Origin of the sequence: Sphaerisporangium album, from assembly GCF_003323745.1 — a bacterium.
Lineage (GTDB): Bacteria > Actinomycetota > Actinomycetes > Streptosporangiales > Streptosporangiaceae > Sphaerisporangium > Sphaerisporangium album.
This window is the reverse complement of the sequence record NZ_QOIL01000016.1, coordinates 109,072-132,791: the sequence shown is the minus strand read 5'-3', so window position 1 is coordinate 132,791 and position 23,720 is coordinate 109,072. Positions and strand designations below refer to the sequence as shown.

General features: G+C 71.3%; 16 protein-coding genes and 1 pseudogene. 5 read left to right on the top strand and 12 right to left on the bottom strand.

Annotated elements, in window-relative coordinates; genetic code table 11:
• Positions 1-117: 117 nt before the first annotated feature.
• The 5 genes and pseudogenes from DQ384_RS44265 to DQ384_RS43740 all read right to left on the bottom strand — a co-directional run.
• Positions 118-516: pseudogene (locus tag DQ384_RS44265) on the bottom strand (cellulose binding domain-containing protein); the annotation flags it as partial.
• A gap of 337 nt (positions 517-853) precedes the next feature.
• Entirely contained in the window at positions 854-1,345 is a 492-nt protein-coding gene (locus tag DQ384_RS26720; RefSeq protein ID WP_114031649.1) for a MarR family winged helix-turn-helix transcriptional regulator, read from the bottom strand.
• A 162-nt stretch (positions 1,346-1,507) separates the two neighbouring features.
• Complete coding sequence (locus DQ384_RS26715; RefSeq protein WP_181871431.1) at positions 1,508-1,807, bottom strand: alpha-isopropylmalate synthase regulatory domain-containing protein; 300 nt, start codon at positions 1,805-1,807, stop codon at positions 1,508-1,510.
• Positions 1,808-1,971: 164 nt separating this feature from the next.
• Positions 1,972-3,231: an alpha/beta fold hydrolase gene (locus tag DQ384_RS26710; protein WP_342769456.1), complete on the bottom strand. Its 1,260-nt coding sequence runs from the start codon at positions 3,229-3,231 to the stop codon at positions 1,972-1,974.
• A 99-nt stretch (positions 3,232-3,330) separates the two neighbouring features.
• On the bottom strand, positions 3,331-3,453 hold the full coding sequence (locus DQ384_RS43740) for a hypothetical protein (protein ID WP_281274110.1): 123 nt from the start codon (positions 3,451-3,453) through the stop codon (positions 3,331-3,333).
• 379 nt (positions 3,454-3,832) lie between these two features.
• On the opposite strand from DQ384_RS43740, the gene DQ384_RS26705 reads away from it, so the two are divergent.
• The 3 genes from DQ384_RS26705 (at position 3,833) to DQ384_RS26695 (ending at position 7,255) form a co-directional block, all read left to right on the top strand.
• On the top strand, positions 3,833-5,056 hold the full coding sequence (locus DQ384_RS26705) for a M1 family metallopeptidase (protein WP_220183139.1): 1,224 nt from the start codon (positions 3,833-3,835) through the stop codon (positions 5,054-5,056).
• Between the two features lie 205 nt (positions 5,057-5,261).
• Positions 5,262-6,056 (top strand): TetR/AcrR family transcriptional regulator, encoded by a 795-nt coding sequence (locus DQ384_RS26700; protein ID WP_114031645.1) that lies wholly within the window; start codon positions 5,262-5,264, stop codon positions 6,054-6,056.
• The gene (locus DQ384_RS26695) at positions 6,053-7,255 is read left to right on the top strand and encodes a cytochrome P450 (protein WP_114031644.1); all 1,203 of its coding nucleotides are present in this window, start codon (positions 6,053-6,055) and stop codon (positions 7,253-7,255) included. Before DQ384_RS26700 ends, DQ384_RS26695 begins: the two co-directional genes overlap by 4 nt.
• 146 nt (positions 7,256-7,401) lie before the next feature.
• On the opposite strand, the gene DQ384_RS26690 is transcribed toward DQ384_RS26695, so the two are convergent.
• The 4 genes from DQ384_RS26690 to DQ384_RS26675 form a co-directional block, all read right to left on the bottom strand.
• Entirely contained in the window at positions 7,402-8,088 is a 687-nt protein-coding gene (locus DQ384_RS26690; protein WP_181871430.1) for a DUF11 domain-containing protein, read from the bottom strand.
• 158 nt (positions 8,089-8,246) lie between these two features.
• Positions 8,247-8,744 (bottom strand): hypothetical protein, encoded by a 498-nt coding sequence (locus DQ384_RS26685; RefSeq protein WP_220183138.1) that lies wholly within the window; start codon positions 8,742-8,744, stop codon positions 8,247-8,249.
• Positions 8,745-8,939: 195 nt separating this feature from the next.
• Positions 8,940-18,068 carry a beta strand repeat-containing protein gene (locus tag DQ384_RS43735; protein ID WP_114031642.1) on the bottom strand — a complete coding sequence of 3,043 codons (9,129 nt, stop codon included), beginning with the start codon at positions 18,066-18,068 and terminating at the stop codon, positions 8,940-8,942.
• Entirely contained in the window at positions 18,061-19,077 is a 1,017-nt protein-coding gene (locus tag DQ384_RS26675) for a COG1361 family protein (protein ID WP_147268904.1), read from the bottom strand. Before DQ384_RS26675 ends, DQ384_RS43735 begins: the two co-directional genes overlap by 8 nt.
• Positions 19,078-19,388: 311 nt before the next feature.
• Between DQ384_RS26675 and DQ384_RS26670 the strand changes: the two genes are divergently transcribed.
• On the top strand, positions 19,389-19,976 hold the full coding sequence (locus DQ384_RS26670) for a hypothetical protein (RefSeq protein WP_114031640.1): 588 nt from the start codon (positions 19,389-19,391) through the stop codon (positions 19,974-19,976).
• A 125-nt stretch (positions 19,977-20,101) separates the two neighbouring features.
• On the opposite strand, the gene DQ384_RS26665 is transcribed toward DQ384_RS26670, so the two are convergent.
• The 3 genes from DQ384_RS26665 to DQ384_RS26655 all read right to left on the bottom strand — a co-directional run bounded on the left by DQ384_RS26665 (position 20,102) and on the right by DQ384_RS26655 (position 22,778).
• Positions 20,102-20,974 carry a hypothetical protein gene (locus DQ384_RS26665; RefSeq protein ID WP_114031639.1) on the bottom strand — a complete coding sequence of 291 codons (873 nt, stop codon included), beginning with the start codon at positions 20,972-20,974 and terminating at the stop codon, positions 20,102-20,104.
• Between the two features lie 159 nt (positions 20,975-21,133).
• Entirely contained in the window at positions 21,134-21,895 is a 762-nt protein-coding gene (locus DQ384_RS26660; protein WP_245966790.1) for an SDR family oxidoreductase, read from the bottom strand.
• A complete protein-coding gene (locus tag DQ384_RS26655; RefSeq protein ID WP_114031638.1) occupies positions 21,888-22,778 on the bottom strand; it encodes an NAD(P)-dependent oxidoreductase in 891 nt (296 codons plus the stop codon). Before DQ384_RS26655 ends, DQ384_RS26660 begins: the two co-directional genes overlap by 8 nt.
• A 267-nt stretch (positions 22,779-23,045) precedes the next feature.
• On the opposite strand from DQ384_RS26655, the gene DQ384_RS26650 reads away from it, so the two are divergent.
• Positions 23,046-23,687, top strand: a complete 642-nt coding sequence (locus tag DQ384_RS26650; protein WP_114031637.1) for an SgcJ/EcaC family oxidoreductase — start codon at positions 23,046-23,048, stop codon at positions 23,685-23,687.
• Positions 23,688-23,720: the final 33 nt, after the last annotated feature.

Here is a 23,720-nt window from a genome sequence, read left to right as displayed (position 1 = left end):
CGCGGCCAGCTTCACGGAGTAGGTCGCGGTGCCGCCCTCGGGGACGCTGACCGAGGTGGGGGTGACCACCAGGCCCTGCTGCGGGCCGGGGCCGCCCTGGCCGGTGCACGTCGTGCCGTTGATGGCGAACGTGCTCGGGTTGGTGTTCGTGCCGCTGAAGGTGCCGTTGAAGCCGATGGTCCAGGACGCGCCGGTGGCCTGGGCGCCGTTGTAGGACAGGCTCCGGGCCGTCACGTTGCTCCCGGACTGCGTCCAGTCGGCGGTCCAGCCCTGGGTCACCTGCTGGCTTCCGGGGAAGGCGAAGGTCAGCGCCCAGGACGTCAGGGGGTCGCCCAGGTTCTTGATGGTGATGTTGCCGCCGAACCCGTTGCCGCCTTCCCACGCCTTCTGGTAGGTCACCTCGCAGGCGACCGCGGCGTGCGCCGAGGTCTGGCTGACGGCGAGCCCGACGGCGGAGAGCAGTAGGACTGCCACCGCCGTGAAGGCTCGACGCCAGGAACTCTTGTGGGGTCCCATCGTCTGTTTTCTCCCTCATGAAACTTATGGGTCCGCCGCCTTCTTGAGACGGCCAAGCAGCGCCCCGCTCGACATCCGGCGGTGGGAGCGCTCCCATAGTCAGGTTGTTTCAGGAGGATGTACAGCACATTGCACCCGGGCCCGGCTCACCGGCAGGCCCGCTTTCGCCCTGGACGCCGCTTCCGCCCGCTGGCCTCGGGAAACATGACGGCGGTTACGTCCGCGGGCCCCGCCGTACACGCGGATTCGATGAAACATTCATCCAGACGGCGGTGTAACGGTGAGCGCGGACCGTGGGCACGGCGGTGGGCACGATCATGGGCACTGCGGTGGCGCGCTACCCGCCGCGGACGGCGACGTGGCCGGTCACGTCGCGCATGCCGGGGATGCCGGACGGGGTCATGGCGGCCGAGCGGCTGAGGAAGTCGAGGATCACGGCGAGCTGGTCGTCGTCGTACGCCTCCAACAGCTCCTCCACCCGCCGGCCCGTGGCTTCCAGTGAGGCGTGGATCGGCAGCTCGTTCTGCGGGACCGGCACGATGATCACGCGGCGGCGGTCCTCCGCGTCGCGGACCCGGCGGACGTAGCCGGGCTTCTCCAGACGGTCGACGACGCCCGTGATGGCGCCGGTCGTGAGGCCGGTCAGCTCGGCGAGCTGCCCCGCCGTGATGGGCCCGGTCCTGCCCAGGATGTCCAGGCAGCGGGCGTCGGTCGCGTTCAGCCCCAGCTGTTCGGCTATGGCCTGGCTCACCAGCACGGTGCCGGCGGTGTAGGCCCGCATGGCCTCCTGGATCCGTGCGAGCAGCAGCGAACGGGAGTTCTCCGGCATTGACGTCCCATCCCAATTCTCTTAGCGGGGAACTAAGAGACTTTCCTCGGTGAACCACGTCTCCCCAGGAGGATACTTCGGACTCGGCCCGCCGGCCCGGGGGGTGGTCAGCCGCGGGAGCCGGCGAGCAGGCGGGTCAGGAGGCTCACGTGCAGGTGACCGTCAGGTGCGATACGCCCGGTTGAGCGCGCTCGCGACGCCCTTGAACAAAGCGACGGTGCTGTTGGAGTCGATTCCGACGCCCCAAAGAATGGTACCGCCGATCTCGCATTCGACGTATACGGCGGTGTGAGGACCGTCCTCGCCCTCCACCGGATGTTCGGCGCGGTCCAGGACGCGGACCTTGACGCCCCTGTCGCTCAGTGCGCCGATGTGCGCGGACAACGCGTCATCGACGGCCGTGCCCGGTTCGCCGGGGCCACCGCTGATTCGCGGCGCCGGGGCCTCGTCCAGGTCCTTCACATGTACCGCCCCTCGCCAATGGGCAGCGATATATGTCCATTTTGCATAAAATATTCTGACTCAAATAGCCGTCAGATGAAGACCCGGGAAACTCCGCCCGCCACCCGTAACGGGGCCTGGGGACCCCCCTCCCCCGGGCCGCCGTCCCCCTGCCGCCGCCGGCGTCAGACCCGGCCCGCCGCCATGTCCATCAGCCGGGACAGCACGCGGTCGCCCGAGGCGCGCACACCGTCATGCTCCCACTCGTTGGTGACCCAGTACCGCAGGTTGCCCACCGACCGGGCGGTCCGCAGCGAGAGCTCGGCGTCGACGTACATGTCGTCGTGGTACACGATCGCCGCCACCGGCACCGTGTTCGCCGTGAGCCGCGCGGGGTCGTACAACGCCGGCCAGTCACGCGTCCCGGCCAGCGCGTGCGCCGCCTCGGCGAAGGGGCGCAGGCCCGAGAGCTCCTCGAACATCCACGGGTAGAACATCTCGCCGGTGAACAGCAGCGGCTCGGCGCCCGGCGCGAACTCGGGGTGGTCGCGCAGCGCCCGCTCGGCGGCCCACGCGGTCGGCGCGCCGCCCTGGGCGTAGATGACCTCCTGGAGCACGCCGTACAGGGGGGTCTCGGCGAACGAGGTCAGCGCCATGACCTGCCGCAGGAAGGTGTCCGACAGCGCGGCGCCGTCCCATGCCTCGTCGAACAGCCAGTGCAGCCGCTCGGCGCCGTCGCCCATGCCGAGCAGCATGCCGAGCGTCTGGAGCCGGCGGACGGTCAGCCGGTCGCCGTCGGGAAGCCGAACGTCCCCGGCGGCGAGGTGGCCGGCCACCGCCGCGACCGTGGCGACGTCGCCGGGATAGCGCGCGTAGAAGCGCTCGACCTTCTCGCGCACGCGGGGGTAGGTGCGGGCGTACACCTCGTCGGCCCCGGCGGTGAGCCCGCTGAGACCCCCCGTCACGTAGCAGGCGCGCAGCCCCTCGGGCGCCTGCGACAGGTACGTCAGCGTCAGGAACCCGCCGTAGCTCTGCCCGAGCGTCTCCCACGGCCGGTCCCCGCACAGCGCGCGGCGGATGTGCTCGGCGTCGGCGACGATCGCGTCCGCGCGGAAGTGGCGCAGGTAGGCGGCCAGCCCGTCGCCGAGCCGCGCGGCGGTCGCGGCGGTGACGGGGGTGCTGCGGCCGGTGCCACGCTGGTCGAGCAGCAGGACGCGGTGGGTGCGCAGCGCGTGCGCCAGCCATCCGTCCGGCCGGGTCGGGCGGGGCGACTTGCCGCCGGGGCCACCCTGGAGGAACAGAAGCCACGGCAGGTCGTCCCCGGTCCGGACGGGGTCGGCGACCTCGCGGGCGAACACGGTGACGGCGGGCCCGTCCGGGTCGGCGTGGTCGAGCGGGACGCTGAAATGGTGGTCGGTGACCGCCATGCCCGGCATGTGGATCATGTGGTGGCTTCCTTCCTCCGATGGCCCGCCACCCTATCCGCAAGCCGCCCGCACGCGGCCGCGGGCGCTCGGAGCCACCCGCGCGGCCCGGCGCCCGGCTCAGGCCGCCTCGCGCAGCCCGGTCTGCCCCGCGACGACGACCGCCTCGGGTCCCTCCGCGCCACAGTCCGGGCCGTTGGGGAAGACGCTTTCGGGGGTCACGTCGATCTCACGGTCGAGCACGGACGCGCCCGTGCCGTCGTACAGCCGCCGGGTCGGCCATCCTCTGCGGACTGCCCGGCGACCGCGCCCGCGGTGGCGGGCCACAGCAGCCTCTCGGCCCGGGGCGGGACGCGGGCGTCGCGGAGATCATGTGAGCAAACCATCAAGGCGTTCTCACGTTACGGCCGTGTGCAGGAGATTGCTCGTTGACTGGCATTTGACTAGCAGTTACGTTCACGACGGCAGCGCAGGGGTTTTGGGGCTCGAAAGGAGATCCGTCCCGATGGTGCGACGATTCCTGTTTTCCGCACTTGCAGCGGCATTTGTTCTGGTTTGGGGGAGTCCACCGGCGGCGTTCGCGCTGGACGCCACCCGCACTCCCGCCGCACCGTCCTACACGGTGACCTTGACCAGCAACGCGGCGGGCAGCACCTGGACCGGGCACGAGAGCGTCACCTTCAGCAACCCGTCGGCCGACCCCATGCCCGAGGTCTACCTGCGGCTCTGGGACAACGCCCACGGCGCCTGCCCGTCCACGCCGATCACCGTGACGAACGTGACCGGCGGCACGCCGTCCGCGCTGTCCGTCGGCTGCACCGCGCTGAAGATCACGCTGCCGGCGCCGCTCGGCCAGAACCAGAGCGCGTCCATCGGGTTCGACCTGAGCATCGTGGTGCCCGCGGGCGCGGACCGCTTCGGCCGGGACGGCTCCTACAACTTCATCGGCAACGCCCTGCCCGTCCTCGCGGTGCGCGACGGCGCCGGATGGCACCTCGACCCGTACACCAACAACGGCGAGTCGTTCTACGCCCTGATCAGCGACTTCAAGGTCACCCTCGACCACCCGACCTCGCTGCTGGTGCCCGCCACCGGCACCTCCGTCGACACGCCCGGCGCGTCGGGCCGTACGATCACGACCGCGACCGCGAACAAGGTGCGCGAGTTCGCGTGGGCCGCCGGGCCGTTCGTCAAGACGACGAGCACGACGACCACCGGCGTCACCGTCAACGTGTACCGCACGAGCGCGATCAGCGCGAGCAGCGCGAGCTCGATGATGACGACCGCCAAGAACTCGCTGGTCGCCCACGCCGGGCGGTTCGGCGCCTACCCGTACGGCGAGGCGGACGTCGTGCTGGACAACAACTTCTGGTTCGGCGGCATGGAGTACCCGGGCTTCGTGCTCGACGTGATCAGCTCCACGGCCCTGGCCCACGAGCTGGCGCACCAGTGGTGGTACGGCATCGTCGGCGACGACGAGTACAACAGCCCGTGGCTGGACGAGTCGTTCACCGACTACGCGACCGACCTGTACAACAACATCCAGGGCACCAACTGCTGGAACAACGTCACCTGGCAGTCCTCGGCCGAGAAGATCAGCAACTCGATGGCCTACTGGGACGCCCACTCCAGCCGGTACGGGACCGTCGTCTACACCTACGGCAAGTGCGCGCTGCACGACCTGCGCCGCGTGATAGGCACGACGGCGATGCAGAACCTGCTCAAGAACTACGCCGCCTCGCACTGGTACGGCGTCTCGACGACCGCGGAGTTCAAGGCCGCCGCCCAGGCCGCCACGACGGTCGACCTCACCTCGTTCTGGACGACCCACCGCATCGACGGCTGACCGACCACCCGAACGGCCGTGCCGATCCGGCCGTGAGCCCGAGGGCCGCCGCTCTCTCCGCACGTCCGCGGCGGCCCTCACGCTTTCGCGGCGCATCGCCCGGCCGCGCGGACCCGCCTGGGCTTGTCCGCGCGGCCGGGCGGGCGTACGTTTGACTTGTTGACCGAGTTCGGAATCTGGTCAACAAGTCACGGAGGAGCGTGCGGTGCTGGGGCGACCACGGCAGGATCTCCACAGGGCGGACCGGATTCTCGACTCCGCGGCCGAGCTGCTCCTGCGCCTCGGCTATCGGAAGGTCACGATCGAGGACATCGCCCGGCACGCCGGCATCGGCAAGGGCACGGTGTACCTGCACTGGCGCACCAAGCAGCAGCTCTTCGAGGCCCTGCTCCTGCGCGAGGCCCTCACCTACGTCGAAGGGCTCGTGGACGAGCTGCGCCGCGACCCGTCCACCGTGCTCCCCCACCGCCTGCTGGCCGCGTCGTTCCTGATCGTCCACGACAGGCCCGTACTGCGGGCGTTGTTCGGCGGGGACGCCGAACAGCTCCAGGCCAGACCGGCCGACAGCCCCACGCGCGGCCACGAGCTCCTCGCCACCGCCCGGTTCTTCGCGGTGCTGACCCGCCACGGCCTCTTCCGCGACGACGTACCGAACCTGGCCTACGCGCTGACGGCGACGCACGCCGGATTCCTGCTCATGGACAACCTCGGCGAGACGGGCCCCACCGCCACCGCGCCGGACGTGCGGGCGAGGGCCGGCTCGCTCGCGCACGTCGTCCGCACCGCCTTCGAGCCGGCCGGGCCGCCGGACCCCCAGGCCGTCGCCTCGGCGGCCGCCGAGGTCCTGGAGGCCATCGCGGACGTCATCCCGCCCTACCGCGAGCGGATCTACGGCTATCGGCGCGCGCAGGAGGCCGCGGAGACATCGGGCGCGCACTCCGCCCCGGCGACGGCGCGCGAGCCCGTCCCCGGCGACACCGGTCGAAGGAGACCGACATGACGAAGCCCATTCCCCCGGCGGCGCCGTTCCCCCTGGAGCGGCCCAACCACTTCGACCCGCCGGCGGCCCTCGGGCGGCTGCGCGAGACCGCCCCCGTCAGCCCCCTGGCCTACCCCGACGGCCATACGGGTTGGCTGGTGACCCGGCACGCCCTGGTCCGCGCGGTGCTGGCCGACCCGCGTTTCAGCGCACGGGCTGAGCTCAACCACGTGCCGTTCGCGCGGGCCGGCCGCGCGGGCGAGCTCCGGCCGTCCCCGCCGGGCATCTTCACCCGGATGGACCCCCCTGACCACACGCGCTACCGGCACCTGCTCACCGGCCAGTTCACCGTCCGCCGCATGCGCGCCCTGACGACGCGCGTCCAGGAGATCACGACCGAGCATCTGGACGCCATGGAGCGGCACGGGCCGCCGGTGGACCTGTTCGAGGCGTTCGCGCAGCCCGTTCCGGCGCTCGTGATCTGCGAGCTGCTCGGTGTGCCCTACGCCGACCGCGAGCACTTCCAGCACCACACGGCGGTGCTGATGCGCCTGGACAACGCCCCGCAGGAGATGATCGCCTCCTACACCGCGCTCCAGGAGTTCCTGGGCGAACTGGTGCGGGCCAGGCGCGCCGAGCCCGGCGACGACCTGCTGAGCGGGCTGACCGCCGCCGACCTCACCGACGAGGAGCTCGTCAACATCGGCTTCGTGCTGCTGGGCGCGGGCTTCGAGACCACCGCCAACATGCTCGCCCTGGGCGCCTTCGCCCTGCTGTGCCACCCCGGCCCGCTCGCCGTCCTGCGCGCCGACCCGGAGGCGGCCGACCAGGCGGTGGAGGAACTGCTGCGCCATCTGAGCGTGGCCCCGTTCACGACCCGGACGGCGCTGGAGGACGTCGAGCTGGACGGGCATCCGATCAAGGCCGGCGAGACGGTGACGGTGTCGATTTCGGCGGCCAACCGCGACCCGCGCAAGTTCGCCGACCCGGACCTGCTCGACCTGCGCAGGCCGACCGCCGGGCACCTGGCCTTCGGCCATGGCATCCACCAGTGCCTGGGCCAGCAGCTCGCCCGCGTCGAGATGCGGGTGGGATACCCGGCGCTGTTCACCCGCTTCCCCACCCTCCGTCTGGCCGTCGCGCCCGAGGAGGTGCCGGTGCGCACCGACATGCTCATCTACGGCGTGGACCGGCTCCCCGTCGCCTGGGACGCGACGTGACCGGGCCCCGGTCAGCGCAGCACTTCGGCGGCGGCCCTCAGGTCGGGCACATACGGTGACGCGTCGTACGCCTGGCCGTCGTCGGTGGTCCCTGCCATGGTGTCCTCCTGTTCAGCCGCCATGACCGGATACCCGCGAATCCGGCCTCAATCCGGACGCGACGCCGAGGACGCCGACGAGGGCGCCGCGCGGCGTGAGCGGAGCGCGCGGCGGGCGCGGGGCCCGAGGAAGGCCAGCAGGACGGCCAGGGCGGCGGCGAGGGCGTACCACCTGCCGCCGGTCGCGTGGGGCTGGGGCGTCTGCGGGGCGGCGGCCGGCAGACGGTCGAGGTCGGTGGCGCAGACGATGGGGCGCTTCTCCTTCTTGACCGAGGCGCACACGACGGCGGCGAGCCGCTGGAGCTGCGCGGGGAACGACCCGATCTCGACGGCCACGCTGAGCCGCTCGGTCTTCCCCGCGGGCACCGCGCGCTTCCACGCGATCCGGCCGACCGAGACGGTGCCCTGCGGCGTCGAGGACAGGACCTTGACGCCGGGCGCCAGCATCTGGGTGAGCAGCAGGTCGGGCGAGTCCTTCACCCCGGTGTTGCTGACCTCGATGGTGTAGGTGAGGTGCTCGCCGGGCCGCACGCTGCTGTGCCCGTTCTCGATGCCGATGCGCAGTGCGTACGACTTGTCGGGTCCGGCCGGGTGGGGCGCGGCCGCGTGCGCGGCGGCGGTGCTTCCGAGCGGCAGCGCCGCGAGGGCGGCGGCCATCATCCACCGGAGGTGGACGGCGGGCGGCCGTGCTCCGCGCGTCGCGGCCGTGCGCACAAGTGTGACGGTAGAAGGCATGCGTCCATCCCTTTTATGGTGCAGGGACATTCCGCCCCGGCCATGGCGGGTGAATTCCACCCCGATGAATGGTAGATGCCGGCAGAGTTCTTTCCGTCGGCATCACCTTCGGCGCGCCGCGCACGTCCGGGAAACCCTTTCATCCCGGACTACGGCGGCTACAGCGTCGTGGCCACGTAATCCAGAATTCCGCTGTAGGTGTCGGGGCGGACGAACGGGATCGTGATCCGGTAGTTGTTGACGATGACGTCGCCGTCCGCCCCCGACGCGGAGGACTTGGTGGCCACGACGACCGGCGTGCCGAAGCTCAGAGGGACGTACGCGCTTCCCTGCGCGGGCCCGTTGACCTGCAGGAGGTTCGTCGGGATGGTGTCGGTGTTGCCCGCGATCGACGGGGTCAGGGCCGCCGTGCGCGGGGCGACCGTGACGGTGTATCCCGCGAAGTTGTTGGTGGTCACGCGCATCCTGACCGGATTGGCTCCCGTGGTGACGACCTCCCCCGGCGCGCCGGTCAGCGTGAACGACGGCGTGAGCTCGGTGAGCGTGATGGACGACGTCACGACGACGTTCACCACCGTGGACGCCGTGTCGGTGTCGGCCAGGGCCGGTGTGACGCCGGCCCCGAGCACGCCCGCGGCCGTCGTCGCGCCTGCCATCGCCAGGCCCATGAATACGGCCCGAGACTTTCGAAAACTGGACATATCGCCCCCCACGAAATTCCGTTATATTGGCCATGATCACCGGATCACCGCGCGAATAAACCCTCGATTCACTCTTCCTCCACCCAAAATGCGCGGCCGTGACCGTGGGCTGGTGACGCCTCGATCGTTCCGAGGCGGCGATCGTTCATTTCATTGCGTGCCGGCGACATAGTCCAGCGTCGCCGAATAGGCACCGGACGGTACGAACGGAATGTCCACCTCATAGTCGTTGCTCAGCGGATCGCCGTTGTGCGCCGACGCGACGGGCTGGGAGTGGACGAGCACCGGGGTGTCCGGCGACAGCGGCGTGAAGACGCCCGTGCCGCTCTCCCGGACCTTCAGGTCGCCGATGGGGATGGACGCGCCCGTGCCGGCCGAGGTCAGCGTGGGAGAGGCCGGCCGCACCGTGACGGTGTATCCGGTGGGGCTGTTGGTGACCACGGTCATGGTCACCGCGCCGTCACCGCGCACCGTGGTCTCGGGCGGCCCCGTCAGCGTGAAAGCGCTGGTCAGATCGCTCAGGACGATGTTCAGCGCGATGACGGACGTCGTCGCAGTACACCGAGGGTCCTCGCCGCCGCTCGGGCAGTTGCTTCCCGCGGCGGCCGAGACGGCGGTGTTGGTCAGGCTGCCGTCGCCGGCCCCCGGGCTGTGCGCGGTGACGGTGTAGCGGATGGTGGCCGTCGCCCCCACGTCCAGATCCCCGGTCCAGGTCAGCACGGGCGCGACGTAGGAGACGGTCCCGCTCGTGGCGGTGGCGTCGTTGTCGTACATCGCGTCGTCCAGCACCCCGGCGAGCGAGTCGGTCAGGCTCGCGCCGGTGTACGGCGTCTGCCCGGTGTTGCCGACGGTGATCGTGTAGCGGACGCCCGCGCCCTCCACCACGCCGGAGGTGTCGGCGGTCTTGGTGATGGTCAGTCCTGGGATGAGCACGATCACCTGGTTGACGCAGGGCGGCCCGGTGCTGCCGGGCGGGCAGGTACTGCCCAGCGCCGTCGAGCTCGCCGTGGTCACCACCTGCTTGTCCCCCGGGTCCGGGTTCATGACCGTCACCGTGTACGTCACGATGGCGGTGTCCCCGACGTTGAGGTCGCCGGTCCAGACCAGGTTCGGGCTGGTGTAGGACACCGTCCCCGCCGTGGCCGCCGCGTCGTTGTCGTAGACGGCGTCGGTCAGCACGCCCGCCAGCGAGGCGACCACGCTGACCCCGGTGTAGGGCGTCTGGCCGGTGTTCGTGATCGCGAGCGTGTAGCCGATGGTCCCGCCCGGAGTGGCCGTCGCGGCGTCGGCGAGCACGGCGACGCTCAGCTGCGGGATCAGGATGGCGACCGTCGTGAAGCAGGCCGCGTCCGTGGTGCCCACCGGGCAGTTGTTGCCCGGTGTGGTGGAGACCACCGTACTGGTCATCGTGGGCCCGCCCCCGGGCGGGTTGTCCACCGTCACCGACGCCGTCACCGTCGCGCTCTCGCCGACCGCCAGCGGGCCGTGCCAGGTCACCGACCCGTCCGGGTTGAAGTCCAGGCTGCCGGAGGTCACGATCGCGTCGTTGTTGTAGCTCGCGTTGTCCAGCGCGCCCGCCAGCGAGAAGGTGAAGTCGGCGTCCGCATAAGGCGTCCGCCCGTCGTTGGTCACCGTCGCCGTGTACCGCACCACCCCCGTCGGAACCGTCGTGCTCACGTCCGTCGCCATCACGATCCTGAGCACCGCGATCGGCACCGTGACCCCGCACCGGGGGTCGGCCGAGCCCGCAGCGCAGTTGGAGCCGGAGGTGGTGGAGACCAGGGCGTTCACGAGGTTCCGGTCCCCTGTGTCCGGCGAGTTCACCGTCACCGAGTAGGTGATGGTCGCCGCGGCACCGAGACCGAGCGCGCCGGTCCAGGTCAGATGGGGGCTGGTGAAGGCGACGGTGCCGCTCGTCGCGGCGGCGTTCCCTCCGTAGGTGGCGTCGTCCAGCACCCCCGCCAGCGAGTCGGTCACCGTGGCCGCCGGATACGGAGTCTGGCCCGTGTTGGTCACCGTGATCGTATAGTGCACGGTGGCGCCCGGCGCCGTCGTGGCGGCGTCGGCGGTCTTCACGATCGTCAGCGCCGGGGTGAGCACGTCGACCGTGGTGGTGCAGGCGGAGGTGCGGCCGGTGGGCGCGCAGGTGCTCCCCTCCGCCGCGGAGGTCACCGTGTTGACCAGGAACGTGTCACCCGGGTCCGGGTTCAGGACGGTGACCGAGTACGTGATCGTCACCGTCCCCCCGACCGGGACGTCGCCGGTCCAGATCAGGTTCGAGCCCGCGAACGCGACCGCGCCCGCCGTCGCCGCGGCGTTGTCGTCGTAGACGGCGTCGTCCAGCACACCGGACAGCGGGTCGGTGAGGCTGATCCCCGTGTACGGCGTCTGGCCGGTGTTGCTGAGGACGATCGTGTAACCGACCACGGCCCCGGGGACGGCGACCGTCGCGCCCGCGCTCTTGGTGATGGTGAGCGCGGGGACGAGCACGGGAACGTTGATGACGCAGCGCGGGTCGGCGCTGCCCGACGGGCAGTTGCTGCCGGGGACGTCCGCGATGGACCTGGCGGAGATGTTCCGGTTGCCGGTGTCCGGATTGTTCACCGTGAACGAGGCCGACAGCACGACCGTGGCGCCGACGGGGATGTCACCCGTCCACACGAGCCCGGAAGGCCCGATCGAAATGGTTCCCGATGTGCTGGTCTGGTCGCCGTTGGGGGTGACGTCGTCCAGCAGGTCCTCGGCCGTGAACGAGATGCTGATCCCTGTGTACGGGGTCTGACCGGTGTTGGTGAAGGTAGTGGTGAGCCGGACGTCGCTGCCCGGCGTCGCCGTCGGCACGTCCGAGGTGTTCACCAGCGTCAGGCTGGAGACGGTGACCGTGGCGGCGCAGCGGGGGTCGGTTCCTCCCGCCGGGCAGTTGCCGTCGGGGGACGTCGAGGTCAGGGTGTTGGCCAGGATGTCGTCGCCGCCGGGCGCGCTGTGGACGGTGACCGAGTACGTCACCCTCACCGTCCCCCCCGCCGGCACGTTGCCGGTCCAGGTGAGGACGGGCGCGGCGTAGGAGACGGTCCCGGCGGTGGCGGCCGCGTCGGAGTTGTAGGCGGCGTCGTCCAGCACGCGGGCCAGCGAGTCGGTGAACGTCGCGCCGAGGTACGGCGTCGCCGCCGAGTTCGTGACGGTCACCGTGTAGGCGACCACGCCTCCGCGCGGGGACGAGCTCGCCCCCGCGGTCTTGGTGAAGGTCAGCTGCGTCGTCGGGGTGATCGGGATGTTCAAGGTGCATCGCGGGTCGCCGCTCCGGGGCAGGCAGTTGTTGCCGGTGGTGGGCGAGCCGACCGTGCTGGCCAGGAGCTGGTCGCCGAGGGAGGGATTGGCCACCACGACCGTGTAGGTGATGGTGGCCGCGGCGCCGACCCCCAGGTTTCCGGTCCAGGTCACGTTGGGCGCGGTGTACCCGGCCGTTCCGGAGGTCGCCGTCACGTCGTTGCCGTAGGCGGCGTCGTCGAGGAGCCCGGTCAGGTCGTCGGCGAACGTGGCGCCGGTGTAGGGGGTCTGGCCGGTGTTGGTCACCGTGACCCTGTACCTGACGGTCTGACCGGCGACCGCGGTCGCGCGGTCGGCGGTCTTGACGATCGTGAGGGCGGGCGTGAGCACGACCACGCTCGCGGCGCAGGCCGGGTTCCCCGTGTTCGGCGGGCACGTGCTGCCGACGTCGGTGGAGTCGATGCCGTTGGCCATCAGTTTGGCGCCGGGATCGGGATTCCGGACCGTGACGCTGTAGGTGATCGTCGCGGTCGCGCCGACCGCCAGGTTCCCCGTCCAGGTCAGGGTCTGACCGGCCAGGGCCACGGTGCCGGTGGAGGCGGCCGCGTTCCCGGCGTAGACGGCGTCGTCCAGCAGTCCGGACAGGTCGTCGTGCGTCGTCGCCCCCGTGTACGGCGTCTGGCCGGTGTTCTGGACGGTCACCGTGTAGCCGACCGTTCCTCCCGGGACCTGCGTCGTGGTGTCGGCGGTCTTGGTGATGGTGAGGGCCGGGATGAGCACGTCCACCCGGGCGGTGCAGCGCCGGTCGGTGCCGCCGGAGGGGCAGTTGTTGCCGGGGGCGGAGGAGACCAGGGTGCCGGTGATCACCTTGTCCCCGGGGTCGGGGTTCTTGACGGTCAGGGTGCCGGTGATGGTGACGACGCCGCCGACCGGGATGTCCCCGGTCCAGGTGATGGCGGTGGCGCCGAGCACCAGCGTGCCGGAGTCGGCGTGCTGGTCACCGTTGGGTACGGCGTCGTCCACGGTGCCGCCGGTGCCGGCCGTGACGCTGATGCCGGTGTACGGCGTCTGCCCGGTGTTGGTGAACGTCGCGCTCAGATGGATGACCGAGCCGGGGGTCGTGGTGGGCTCGGCGTAGGCCTGGGTGAGCAACAGCCTCGACAGCCGTACCGTCGTCGTGCAGCGGGGGTCGGTGCCGCCCACGGGGCAGTAGCTCCCTACGGCCGGCGCCACGACCGTGCTGGTCAGGACGCCGTCGCCGGTGTCGGGGCTGTTCACGGTGACCGTGTAGGTGATCGTGGCGGTGGCGCCGACGGGGAGGTCGCCGGTCCAGGTCAGGTTCGGCGCGGCGTAGGACACGGCACCGCTGGTGGCGGTGGCGTTGTTGTTGTACGTCGCGTCGTCGAGCAGCCCGGTGAGCACGTCGGTGACCGTGATCCCCGTGTAGGGCGTCTGGCCGGTGTTGGCCACCGTGATGGTGTAGCCGACGGTCGCGCCCTCAACGGCGGTCGCGGACGTGGCGGTGTTGGTGACGGTCAGGCCGGGGACCAGCACGACGACCTGGTTGGCGCAGCCCGCGCCGCCCCCTCCGGGCGGGCAGGTGCTGCCCAGGGTGGTCGAGCTCACCTGGGTCACGATCACCTTGTCACCGGGGTCGGGGTTCCTGACCGTGACGGTGTAGGTGACCACGGCGGTGCCGCCGACCGGTAGGTCCCCGGCCCAGGTGAGGTTCGGGCTGGAGTACGCCACCGTGCCGGAGGTGGCCGTGGCGTTGTCGGTGTAGTCCGCGTCGGTCAGCACCCCGGCGAGCGAGGTGACCACGCTCGCCCCCGTGTAGGGCGTCTGGCCGGTGTTGGCGATCGTCACGGTGTAGGTGATGGTCTGCCCCGGCGTGGCGGTCGCGGTGTCGGCCGTGGCCGTGATGGAGAGCTGCGGGGTCAAGATGGTGACCGTGGTGGAGCAGGCCGGGTTGCCCGTGCCGACGGGGCAGGTCGTGCCGGGCGTGGTGGAACTCACCGTGCTGGTCAGGGCCGGCCCGCCCGTCGGCGGGTTGTTCACCGTCACCGACGCCGTCGCCGTCACGCTCGCCCCGATGGCCAGCGGGCCGTGCCAGGTCACCGTCCCGTCGGGGTGGAACACCAGGTTCCCCGAGGTCGCCGTCGCGTCGGCGTTGTAGGTGGCATTGGCCAGCGCACCCGACAGGTCGAACGTGAAGTTCGCGTCGGTGTACGGCGTCTGCCCGGTGTTGGTGGCCGTCACCGTGTAGCGCACCACCCCTGTGGGCACCGTCGTGCTGACGTCCGTGGCGCTGGTGACGGTCAGCTGCGGGATCAACGCCGTGACGGCCGCCGTGCAGCGCGGGTCGGCGCCCCCGGCGGAACAGTTGCTCCCCGCCGCCGGCGACACGACGGTGTTGGTCAGGTTGCGGTCGCCCGGATCCGGCGTCCTCACCGTCACCGTGTAGGTCACGATCACCGATCCGCCGACCGCCAGGGTGCCGGTCCACGCCAGGGTCGGGCTGGTGAAGGAGACCGTGCCCGAGGTGGCGGCGGCGTCGTTGTTGTACGTCGCGTCGTCGAGCACCCCCGCCAGGGAGTCGGAGAACGACGCGGAGGGGTACACGGCCTGGCCGCTGTTGGTGACCGTCACCGTGTACCGGACCGTGTCGCCCGGCGTCGCCGTGGGCACGCTCGCCGTCTTGGTGATCGTCAGGGCCATCAGGGCGACGGTGGTGCGGCACCGGGTGTCGGTGTTCCCGGCCGGGCAGTTGGCGCCGAGCGTGGTGGAGGTGACGCCGTTGGTCATGACGCCGTCGCCCGAGCCCAGCGGCTTGAGCGTCACCGAGTAGGTGATCGTCGCCGTGGCCCCGCCGGCCAGGTTGCCGGTCCAGGTCACGTTCGAGGCGCCGAAGGACGCCGTCCCGGTCGTGGCGGCGACGTCGCCGTTGTACGTGGCGTCGTCCAGGACGTTCGCCAGGGAGTCGGTGAAGGTGACCCCGGTGAACGCGGTCGTACCGGTGTTGTTCACGGTCACCGTGTAGTGGACGGTCGCACCCGGGGCGGCCGTGGTCGTGTCGGCGGTCTTGGTGACGACCAGCGGACCGGCCCCGACGACCAGGGTGACCGCGCGGGTGTCGGTCTGGTTGAAGGAGTCGGTGATGCGCACCGAGAAGGTGTACGTCCCCGCCGTCGTGGGCGTGCCCGACAGCAGGCCGGTCGACGCGTTGAGCGTCACACCCGGCGGCAGACCGCCCGCGCTGACCGACCAGGTGAACGGCCCGGTGCCCCCGGTGAAGGTCAGCGGGGCGCTGTAGGGGACCCCGACCTGCCCGGCGGGCGGCGCGGGGAAGGTCAGCGTGGGAGGCGGCGCGACCACCAGGGTCACCGCACGCGCGTCGCTCTGGCCGGCGGCGTCGGTCACCCTGACCGTGAAGGTGTACGTCCCCGCCGTCGTGGGCGTGCCCGACAGCAGGCCGGTCGACGCGTTGAGCGTCACACCCGGCGGCAGACCGCCCGCGCTGACCGACCAGGTGAACGGCCCGGTGCCCCCGGTGAAGGTCAGCGGGGCGCTGTAGGCCACCCCCACCTCTCCCGAGGGCGGCGCGGGGAAGGTCAGCGTCGGTGCGGCGTTGGGCGTGACGGCGGTCGACCGCGCCGACGCGGGGCCCGGCCCGGCGATGTTCTGCGCGGTGACGGTGAAGGTGTACGCGGTGCCGGGCGTCAGGCCGGTGACGGTCTGCGTCGTCGCCGTGCCGGTGAAGGTCTGCGGCGTCTGGGCCACGTTGCCGATGTAGGGCGTGACGATGTACCCGGTGATCGGGCTGCCGCCGGTGCTGGACGGGGCCGTCCAGGTCAGCGTGGCGGTCGCGTCGCCCGCCGTGACCGACGTGATGGCCGGCTGCCCCGGGACGGTGTAGGGCACCACGGCGTTCGACTGGGCGCCGGCCGCGCCGGTGCCGACGGCGTTCACGGCTGCGACCGTGAAGGTGTAGGAGGCTCCCGCGGTCAGCCCGGTCAGGGTCCGGGTGGTCGTGGTGGCGTCGAACGTCTGCGGAGCCTGCGCCACCCCGTTGAGGTAGGGCGTGACGATGTAGCTCGTGATGGGGCTGCCGTTGCTCGCCGGGGCCGTCCAGGTCACGGTGGCGCTCCTGACGCCGGCGGTCGCCGTGGGCGCGGCCGGGACCCCGGGTGCGCTGGTGTAGACGTAGGACGCCGCCCCGGCGACCCCGTGGGTCACGACCGTCACGGTCACCGTGTCGGCCGAGGACCGCGACGGCATGGAGTTGATGGTCAGCGTGCCGTTGGCGTTGACGGTGAAACATCCGGCGGCCGGGCCGGAGGCGCAGGGCAGCAGTACGACCGGAGTACCGGCCTTCTGCTGGGCCGTGGTACCGATCTCGATCGCGGTCGCCCCGGCCAGGTTGCCGCCGCTGACCGTGACCGTGCTGCCCCCGGATATCGTGCCGGAGGTGCTGCTGAGGGTGATGCCCGACGGCGTCGCCGGCGGCGTCCCCGCCGTGGTCGTCGTCGCGATGGCCGGGTTCGCGTCGTTGGACGAGGCCGTGGCCGTCGAGGACCCCTGGATGAGGGCGGGCGTGACGCTGCCGCCCGTCACGATGCCGACGATCTCCAGCATGGGCAGGGTCGTCCCCGCCGCGAAGGGCGTGTCGCCGTTCGTACAGGTGATCTTCTGCCCGGACGGCGCCTGGCACACCCAGCCCGTGCCGAACGCCCCGACCGGGACCACACCGGTGGGCAGCGTCTCGGTGATCGAGACGGGGCTGGTCTCCGTCGCGCCCGTGCCGCTGACGCTCGCGACCACCGTGTAGTTCACCGGGTCGCCCGGCTGCGGGGAGGCGCCGTTGTAGCTGGTCTGGGTGACGTTCAGGTCGGGGACGGGGCTGAAGCTCACCACGTTCACGGTGTCGACCTCGTGGAAGTCGGTCACCGAGCCGGTGGACCCCACCCAGCCGAACGCGAGCTGGCGCGGGATGCCGCTGGAGTTCAGCCAGGTCATGGACGGGTACAGCGTCGAGGACACGGTGGGCAGCGTGCCCTGCAGGGTCCTGGCCGTCCCGCCGATCGGCGTGAACACCACCTTGTACGTGCCGGCGGCGACCGCGATGCCCGAGGCCGTGGTGAAGTTCGTGGCGGTGGGGTTGATGGCCACCTCGACCGGGACCGTGGCCGCCGAGCGGCTGGTCCCGCTCGACCGCAGCGTCAGCGCCGGGGAGGATGTGTTGGTGGCGGTGCTGTTGATCGCGCAGTAGCCGACCAGCCCGGCCCCCGGGCCGCGCACGACGACCTGGCCGGGCACGCGTCCCCCGGTGCTGATGTACGCCGGGTCGGTGCAGCCCGTGCCCTCGTAGATGCTGTTGCTGAAGTTGCCGTACACGTCGAAGCCGAAGCCGAGGTAGGCGTTGGCCAGGCCGACGTTGCTGCCGGTGCGCGCCGGGCTGTAGCCGAGCGCGCCGCCGGACTGCCCGATGTTCGCCGGGGACAGGGGGTTGGCGGGGTCCACGGCCGCCAGCACGAAGGCGATGCCGTCCGCCCCCGTACCGCCGTACTGGTACAGGTTGAACGTCACGTCCAGGCCCTGGGAGGTGGGGACGCTGGTGGCTCCGAACAGGCCGCCCTCCTGGCCGGTCGTCGTGGTGGTCAGGCGCAGCGCGCCGGACCCTGGGGCGTCGGTGCTGCTCGTGCAGCTGCGCAGGCCCGTGCTGCCGGTGCTGCCCCGCGCGGTCAGGCACACCGGGTTCGTCGTCCCGGTGGGCAGCGCGGGGATGCTCACGGGGTAGTCCGCGTTGATCGTGTTTTCCTTGAACGTCTGGGCGAACAGCGTGCTGCCCGCGGCGTTCGCGGGGACGGCCGTCAGCCCGTTCACGGGACCGGTCAGCACGGAGCCGAGCAGGCCGGCCAGAGCCACGCGCGCGACGCCGCGGCGCACGCGCGGCGTCCAGCTCACCCGGACGCGGCGCGGCACGCGCGCCGGCCCGCGGTTCCTCCTAGTCATGATGACCTTCCTGGGTCTTCTGGAGGGCCGCGGCGGCCGCGAGCACCTTCGCCCGGTAACGACGTCGCACGAACCAGCCGGTCGTCAGCGCCACGACGATCAGGGAGGCCAGGAGCGCCAGCAGGTCCAGGGGGAAGACGATGATCCTCACGGTGGCGGTGCGGTTGACGCCGGCGGGGGCGGGGACGGACACGGTCGCGTGGCACACGCACATCAGCGGCGGGTTCCACTGTGTGGTCACCTGCCGGGTCGCGCCGCGCAGCACCGTGAAGTCGGGGAAGTCCACCGCGTCGCCGCCGACGTTCACGCGCAGGCGCTGCGGGCCCCGGAAGTCGCGGTGCACGGTACCGAGGTCGCTGATCTTCGTGGTGATCGGCACGGGGCCGCGCGTGACGAAACCGGGCGCGTCGAGTCCCGCGATCCCGGCCGTCCGGTCGACGGTGCCGGGCACGGTGATGAACACCGGCGCGGCGATGACCCGGTTGATCCTGATGTTCTGGGCGTTGCGGCCGGCGGGCACCCGGAAGAGCACCGCGAGGTGGTGGTCGCCCGGTTCGGGGTCGTGGGGCACCGCGACGCGGACGGTCACCTGACGGGTCGTCCCGGGCGCCATCGTGAACCGGGCCGGCTCCACGCTCACCCAGGAGGCCGCGGCGAAGGGAGTCCTGGCGCTGAAGTTCATCATGCCGCTCAGGTCCATGGTGAAGTCGGCCCGCGCGACGGTCACCTTGAAGGGGGCCGCGCCGCGGTTCGACACCCGGAAACGCTGGGTGACGGAGGCCGCGCCGGCCGGGACCACCAGGCGGGTCGGGCTGACCTGCATGGAGAAGTCGGGCGTGGGCCTGGCCTGGGCCAGGACGGGCGGACACCAGGCTCCGACCAGGCACACAGCGCCAAGGACACCGCTCAGACGTCTGCCGAGGCGGCGGGCTGCGGCGCCGTTCACCTGGACGCCCGAACGAATACGACCAGTTGCATGCGCGTAACCCTCGCCACCCACAGTGATCATTTGCAGACAGTGTCCGAATGCTCACTCAGAGTGTCAAGAATGATCGTCCGAAGAACTGACGTGTCGTCCGCGAAACCAGCCAAGGGCCGGAGATGCCACCCCTAAATGCCATTTGAACCGTCACACGTTCGTATGTCCGCGCACACCATCCGCTTCTGGCTGGTAATGAAATCTACGTCCAGAAAGGACGGAGAGATTCAGGGAGATGGACGTTCGTCGCGGTGGACACGGCGACCAAAGGGGTAAAAACCCGGAAGAGCAAAGATATCAAGCCAATCGTCAATTAACCATTACCGGGGATATTTGGGGGAATGATGGGTAGACGTTTCACGCCGTTCCTGCTCGGCGTCGAGCCGGCGATCGCGCTGGTCTTCTGCGCCGGCCTGGCGACGTCGCCCGCCGAACCCGCCCCCGCCCCGGAGCGCACGCCCTCCTCGTCCACCGAGGTGTCGGTGCGCGTCCTTCCTCCGAAGGGCGACCCGCCGCCTTCTGGCCGCGAACCGGCCACCCCGGTCGACCCCAAGGGAGGGCCCGCCGGCGTCGTGGCCGTCGAGGAACCGGCCGGCGAGTCCGGCGGCGGGGTGACCGTCTCCGGGGGCGGGACCTTCGAGTACACCGAGGGCGCGAACGACTCCCACGGCGGGGGCGAGGACTCTCGCGCGGGCCACGGCACCGGCCCGGCCGGAGCGGAACAGCCGGGCGGCGTCTCCACCGGCGGCACGGCCCCCGTCCAGCCGGGCGCTCCTGCCCGGCCGGGCGGGCCCGCCCCGGGCAGACTGCCCTTCACGGGCGCCGACCCGGCCACGCTGGTGATCACACTGGTCGGCGGCGCGGCCACGCTGCTCGGCGGCGCGGTCCTCATCCGCCTGGCGACCCGCCGCAGGAGACCGAGGCCCTGACCCGCGGACCAGGCGGGCCACGTCACGGCGTACCGGCGCGCCTCATCAGCACGCGCGGTCGAGGTCTCGACGTCCGGGGCCCGGTCTCCGCGTGCCGGGTCTCCTTCTCGTGCCGGGTCTCGTTCTCAGCCCGCCGAGCCTGCTCGATGACGCCGGGCGCCGGTGCGGCGCAGGGTGAGGCCGCCGGCTCCGGCCAGCAGGATGAGCAGAAGGCCGGTGGTCACGAGGACACGCCCGTCGGGCCCCGCCTCGCCGCCGCCACCGGTCCCTGCCCCGCCCTGCGGGGTCCGGGTCACCTTGCCGTTCGCGCCCCCGCCCACCTGAACGCCGTCGTCCGCCTCGGGCGCGGTGTCGGTGGGCGTCGGCGTGGCCGAGGGGGTGGGGGTCGGGGTCGGCGTGGGCGTCGGGGAGGGGCTCGCGGAGCCGCCCTCCTCGGTCACCACCAGCGTGTAGGTGGTGAGGTCTTCCTTGTTCAGCACGTCGCAGTTGACGACCGGCTCGGTCGGGCCCGGCCCGAAGTTGATGCCGCCTGCTCGCACGATCCCCGTGTCCGCGTAGGACGGTGTCGTCGTGATGTCGACCTTGGTGGTCGGCAGCGGGATGACCTGGCCCGGAGCCACGGTGCTGACACTGCTCACGCCCGTGCCCGAGGTCAGTGCCTGGAATTCGCTGATCGACGCGTAGGCGTAGAGGTTGGTGGCGACGTCGAGTCCTTCGGCGGGGGCCGTCACGCCGGTGCCCACGTAGGTCCCCCGCCAGCCGATGGTCAGCGGCTCCCCCACCTTGGCGCCGGTCGGCATCGTCAGCTCGACGCGGACCTTCACGTTCTGGGTCTCGGTCACGCCCTCGGTCTTGCAGGTGTACTCGACGATGTCGGTCGCGACCGTCACGGCCCGCGCGGGTGCCGCAGATGCCGGGTTCACGCTGGCGAACAGCCCGAAGGCCATGCCGAAGCCGGAGAGCCTGAGGGCGATGCGCCGCGCTTTGTGATCGAGCACTGTCCATCTCCGTGTCCGCCCCGGCGACCGGCTCGCCGGGCGCACCACGATTCCAGGCCACGGTCACGGATCGGTGGAGATTCGTCACTGCTTCGGGCGTATCCGGGCCGCCCCGCAAGGGAACGGCCCGGATACCTCAGGGATCACTCCGCGAGCTCACTACCAGGGAACCGCCCCCTGGTCGCCGAAGCAGCCCCCCGTGGGGCCGTCGGCGGGGAGGGTGGCGAGGTGGACGGCGATCGCGGCGCCCTCGGCGGCGGTGCGCGTGAGGCCGGGCACGCCCGAGGTGAAGCCGGTCGCGCACGGCCCCGGGTCCGCCGCGTTGACCAGGATCCCGTGCGCGCGCAGCTCCCGGGCGTACTGCACGGTCAGCGAGTTGAGCGCGGTCTTGGACGGGACGTAGGCCACCGAGGCGGGCCGCCCGGCGAACGGACCGGCGGGGTCGCCCATCAGCGTCAGCGATCCGAGGCCGCTGGTGACGTTGACGACGCGTCCCGCCGGGGACCGGATCAGCAGCGGGATCATCGCGGTGGTCACGCTGATCACGCCGAAGACGTTCGTCTCGAACACGTCCCTGACGACGTCCAGCTCGGCGGTGCCCGGAGCCTGCCCGGCGCGGTCGCCGAGGATGCCGGCGTTGTTGACCAGGACGTCGAGCACGCCGAAGCGGCCGTCCACGTACTGCGCCGCGGCCTTCACGGACGTGCCGTCGGTGACGTCGAGCTGGATCACCCGCACGTCCCCGCCGGTGGACCGCAGGGCCTCGGCCGCCTCCTCACCGCGGCGCGGGTCCCTGGCGCCGAGCAGCACGGTCATGCCGCGCGCCGCGAGCCCGGCGGCGATCTCGCGCCCGATCCCCTGGTTCGCCCCGGTGACCAGCGCCGTCATCGGACGGGACGCGGGGCCGCCGCGCTCAGGCATGGACGGGCAGTCCCGGGCGGGGGCCGCGGCCGGCACGGACCAGCTCGACGATGGCGGCGATGTCGGCCTCGCTCGACGTGTGCCGCGCCGCCTCCTCGAAGCGCCGCTCGACGAGCCGTGCGATGGGCAGGGGCAGGCCGTTCTCCTCCGCGACCTCGGCGACGAGCCGTACGTCCTTGGCGCCGAGCCGGGTGCTGAACCACCCGTGGTGGTCGCCGCCGATGGTGTCGTCGATCCGGTTGAAGAGGCAGGGCGGGACGGTGGGCCACTGGTGGAGGGCCTCGCGCAGCAGGCCGGTGTCGAGACCGGCGGCCTCGGCGGTGGCCACGACCTCGGCCATGACGGCCATCGCCGAGATCAGGAGGTAGTTGTTGAGGAGCTTGAAGGTGGTGGCGGCGCCGGGGTCCTCGCCGCAGTACTGCCGGCCGAGGAACAGGCTCGTCCACACGGGCTCCAGCCGGTCGGCCAGGCGCCGGTCGCCCGCGAGCAGGCACGTGGCCTTGCCGTGGCCGATGGTCTGCGGGGCTCCGATGATGGGGGCGGCCAGGAAACGGCCACCGGGGACCAGGTCCCTGACCGCGCGGGAGGTGCGCGGGGAGACGGTGCTCAGGTCGGCCAGGATCGGCCCGTCCTCGCCGGATCCCATCTCGGTGAGCCGTCCGGCCACCTCCATGACGGCCGCGTCGTCGGCCAGCGACATGAGCACCGCGTCGGCGCCCTTGGCGGCTTCCTCCGGCGTGGAGGCCTCGGACGCGCCGGCCTGGACCACCTGCGCGGCCTTGCCCTGCGTCCGGTTCCATACGGTTACGTTGAGTTCGTGGTCGAGCAGACGCATTGCCACGGCTCGCCCCATGTGCCCCATTCCGAGTACGGCTATGTGCATATGTCACTCCCCCTCGCCCGGCATCCTTCCCCGGCCCCTCGCGGAACAATCTGGGGAAAATCGCAAGCGAAGTGCCAAAACCGGCATTCCGGGGAATACCCATAGACAAGCCACGCAGCAATCAGAAGAAACCGCCCGCGCGCCCGCGACGAATCCCGCCTGTATGCACAGGTTGCCGAGTCATAACCGGGCGCGTGATCGTCTCGACCATCGATAAGGAGAATCGCCTATACGTTTGCTCCAGGTGCACGTTGAACGGGGGCATGCATGGACATTCGTCGATACACCAGGAGAACCGTCCACCTGGCCGTCGTCGGCGGGCTCGGGGCCGCGCTCCTGACAGGCCCTCGGCCGGTCGGCGCCACGTCGGCGGACAACCCGGCGGCCGCCTCGCGAACGCCGGCCACCGCCGCCGATTCCGATCTGGTGGCCCTGAGGCGCATCTGGGAGCGGCAGGCCGAGGCCTGGGCCCGGGGGGACGGCGCCGCGTACGCCAGGATCTACACCGCGGACGCCGATCTCGTGAACATAAAAGGCGAGCATCTGCGCAACCGACCTGTCATCGCCGCCAGACTCCAGTTCTACTTCAACAACGACCTCAAGAACACGCACATCCTGAGATTGGACGAGCGGGTACGGCTCGTCTCGCCGACGATGGCGATCATCGTGCGGAAGGACTGCGTCCTGTACGGCGCCGAGAGGTCCTGCCGGCCCGACACCCTTTCGATCAACACCAGCGTCGCCGTCAAGGACGCCGGCCAGTGGCTGATCACGTCCTTCCACAACACCCTCGTCCAACCGCACGACCAGACGCGCCGGCCGTTCAGGGGCGTCCTCCCCGCCACCCGGGAACGGCCGCCGGCGCTCCCGGACGGCCCCGGCGAAGCCGTGAGCCCTCCCACCCCATGACACTCCACACCACATCAGATGCATCTGGCATCA

Bases quoted from the DNA above. Each gene is read 5' to 3' on its own strand.
- DQ384_RS26720 (WP_114031649.1), bottom strand. From the start codon at position 1,345: ATGCCGGAGAACTCCCGTTCGCTGCTGCTCGCACGGATCCAGGAGGCC.
- DQ384_RS26710 (WP_342769456.1), bottom strand. From the start codon at position 3,231: ATGATCCACATGCCGGGCATGGCGGTCACCGACCACCATTTCAGCGTC.
- DQ384_RS26695 (WP_114031644.1), top strand. From the start codon at position 6,053: ATGACGAAGCCCATTCCCCCGGCGGCGCCGTTCCCCCTGGAGCGGCCC.
- DQ384_RS26690 (WP_181871430.1), bottom strand. From the start codon at position 8,088: ATGCCTTCTACCGTCACACTTGTGCGCACGGCCGCGACGCGCGGAGCA.
- DQ384_RS26685 (WP_220183138.1), bottom strand. From the start codon at position 8,744: ATGGCAGGCGCGACGACGGCCGCGGGCGTGCTCGGGGCCGGCGTCACA.
- DQ384_RS43735 (WP_114031642.1), bottom strand. From the start codon at position 18,068: ATGACTAGGAGGAACCGCGGGCCGGCGCGCGTGCCGCGCCGCGTCCGG.
- DQ384_RS26675 (WP_147268904.1), bottom strand. From the start codon at position 19,077: ATGATCACTGTGGGTGGCGAGGGTTACGCGCATGCAACTGGTCGTATT.
- DQ384_RS26670 (WP_114031640.1), top strand. From the start codon at position 19,389: ATGATGGGTAGACGTTTCACGCCGTTCCTGCTCGGCGTCGAGCCGGCG.
- DQ384_RS26660 (WP_245966790.1), bottom strand. From the start codon at position 21,895: ATGCCTGAGCGCGGCGGCCCCGCGTCCCGTCCGATGACGGCGCTGGTC.
- DQ384_RS26655 (WP_114031638.1), bottom strand. From the start codon at position 22,778: ATGCACATAGCCGTACTCGGAATGGGGCACATGGGGCGAGCCGTGGCA.
- DQ384_RS26650 (WP_114031637.1), top strand. From the start codon at position 23,046: ATGGACATTCGTCGATACACCAGGAGAACCGTCCACCTGGCCGTCGTC.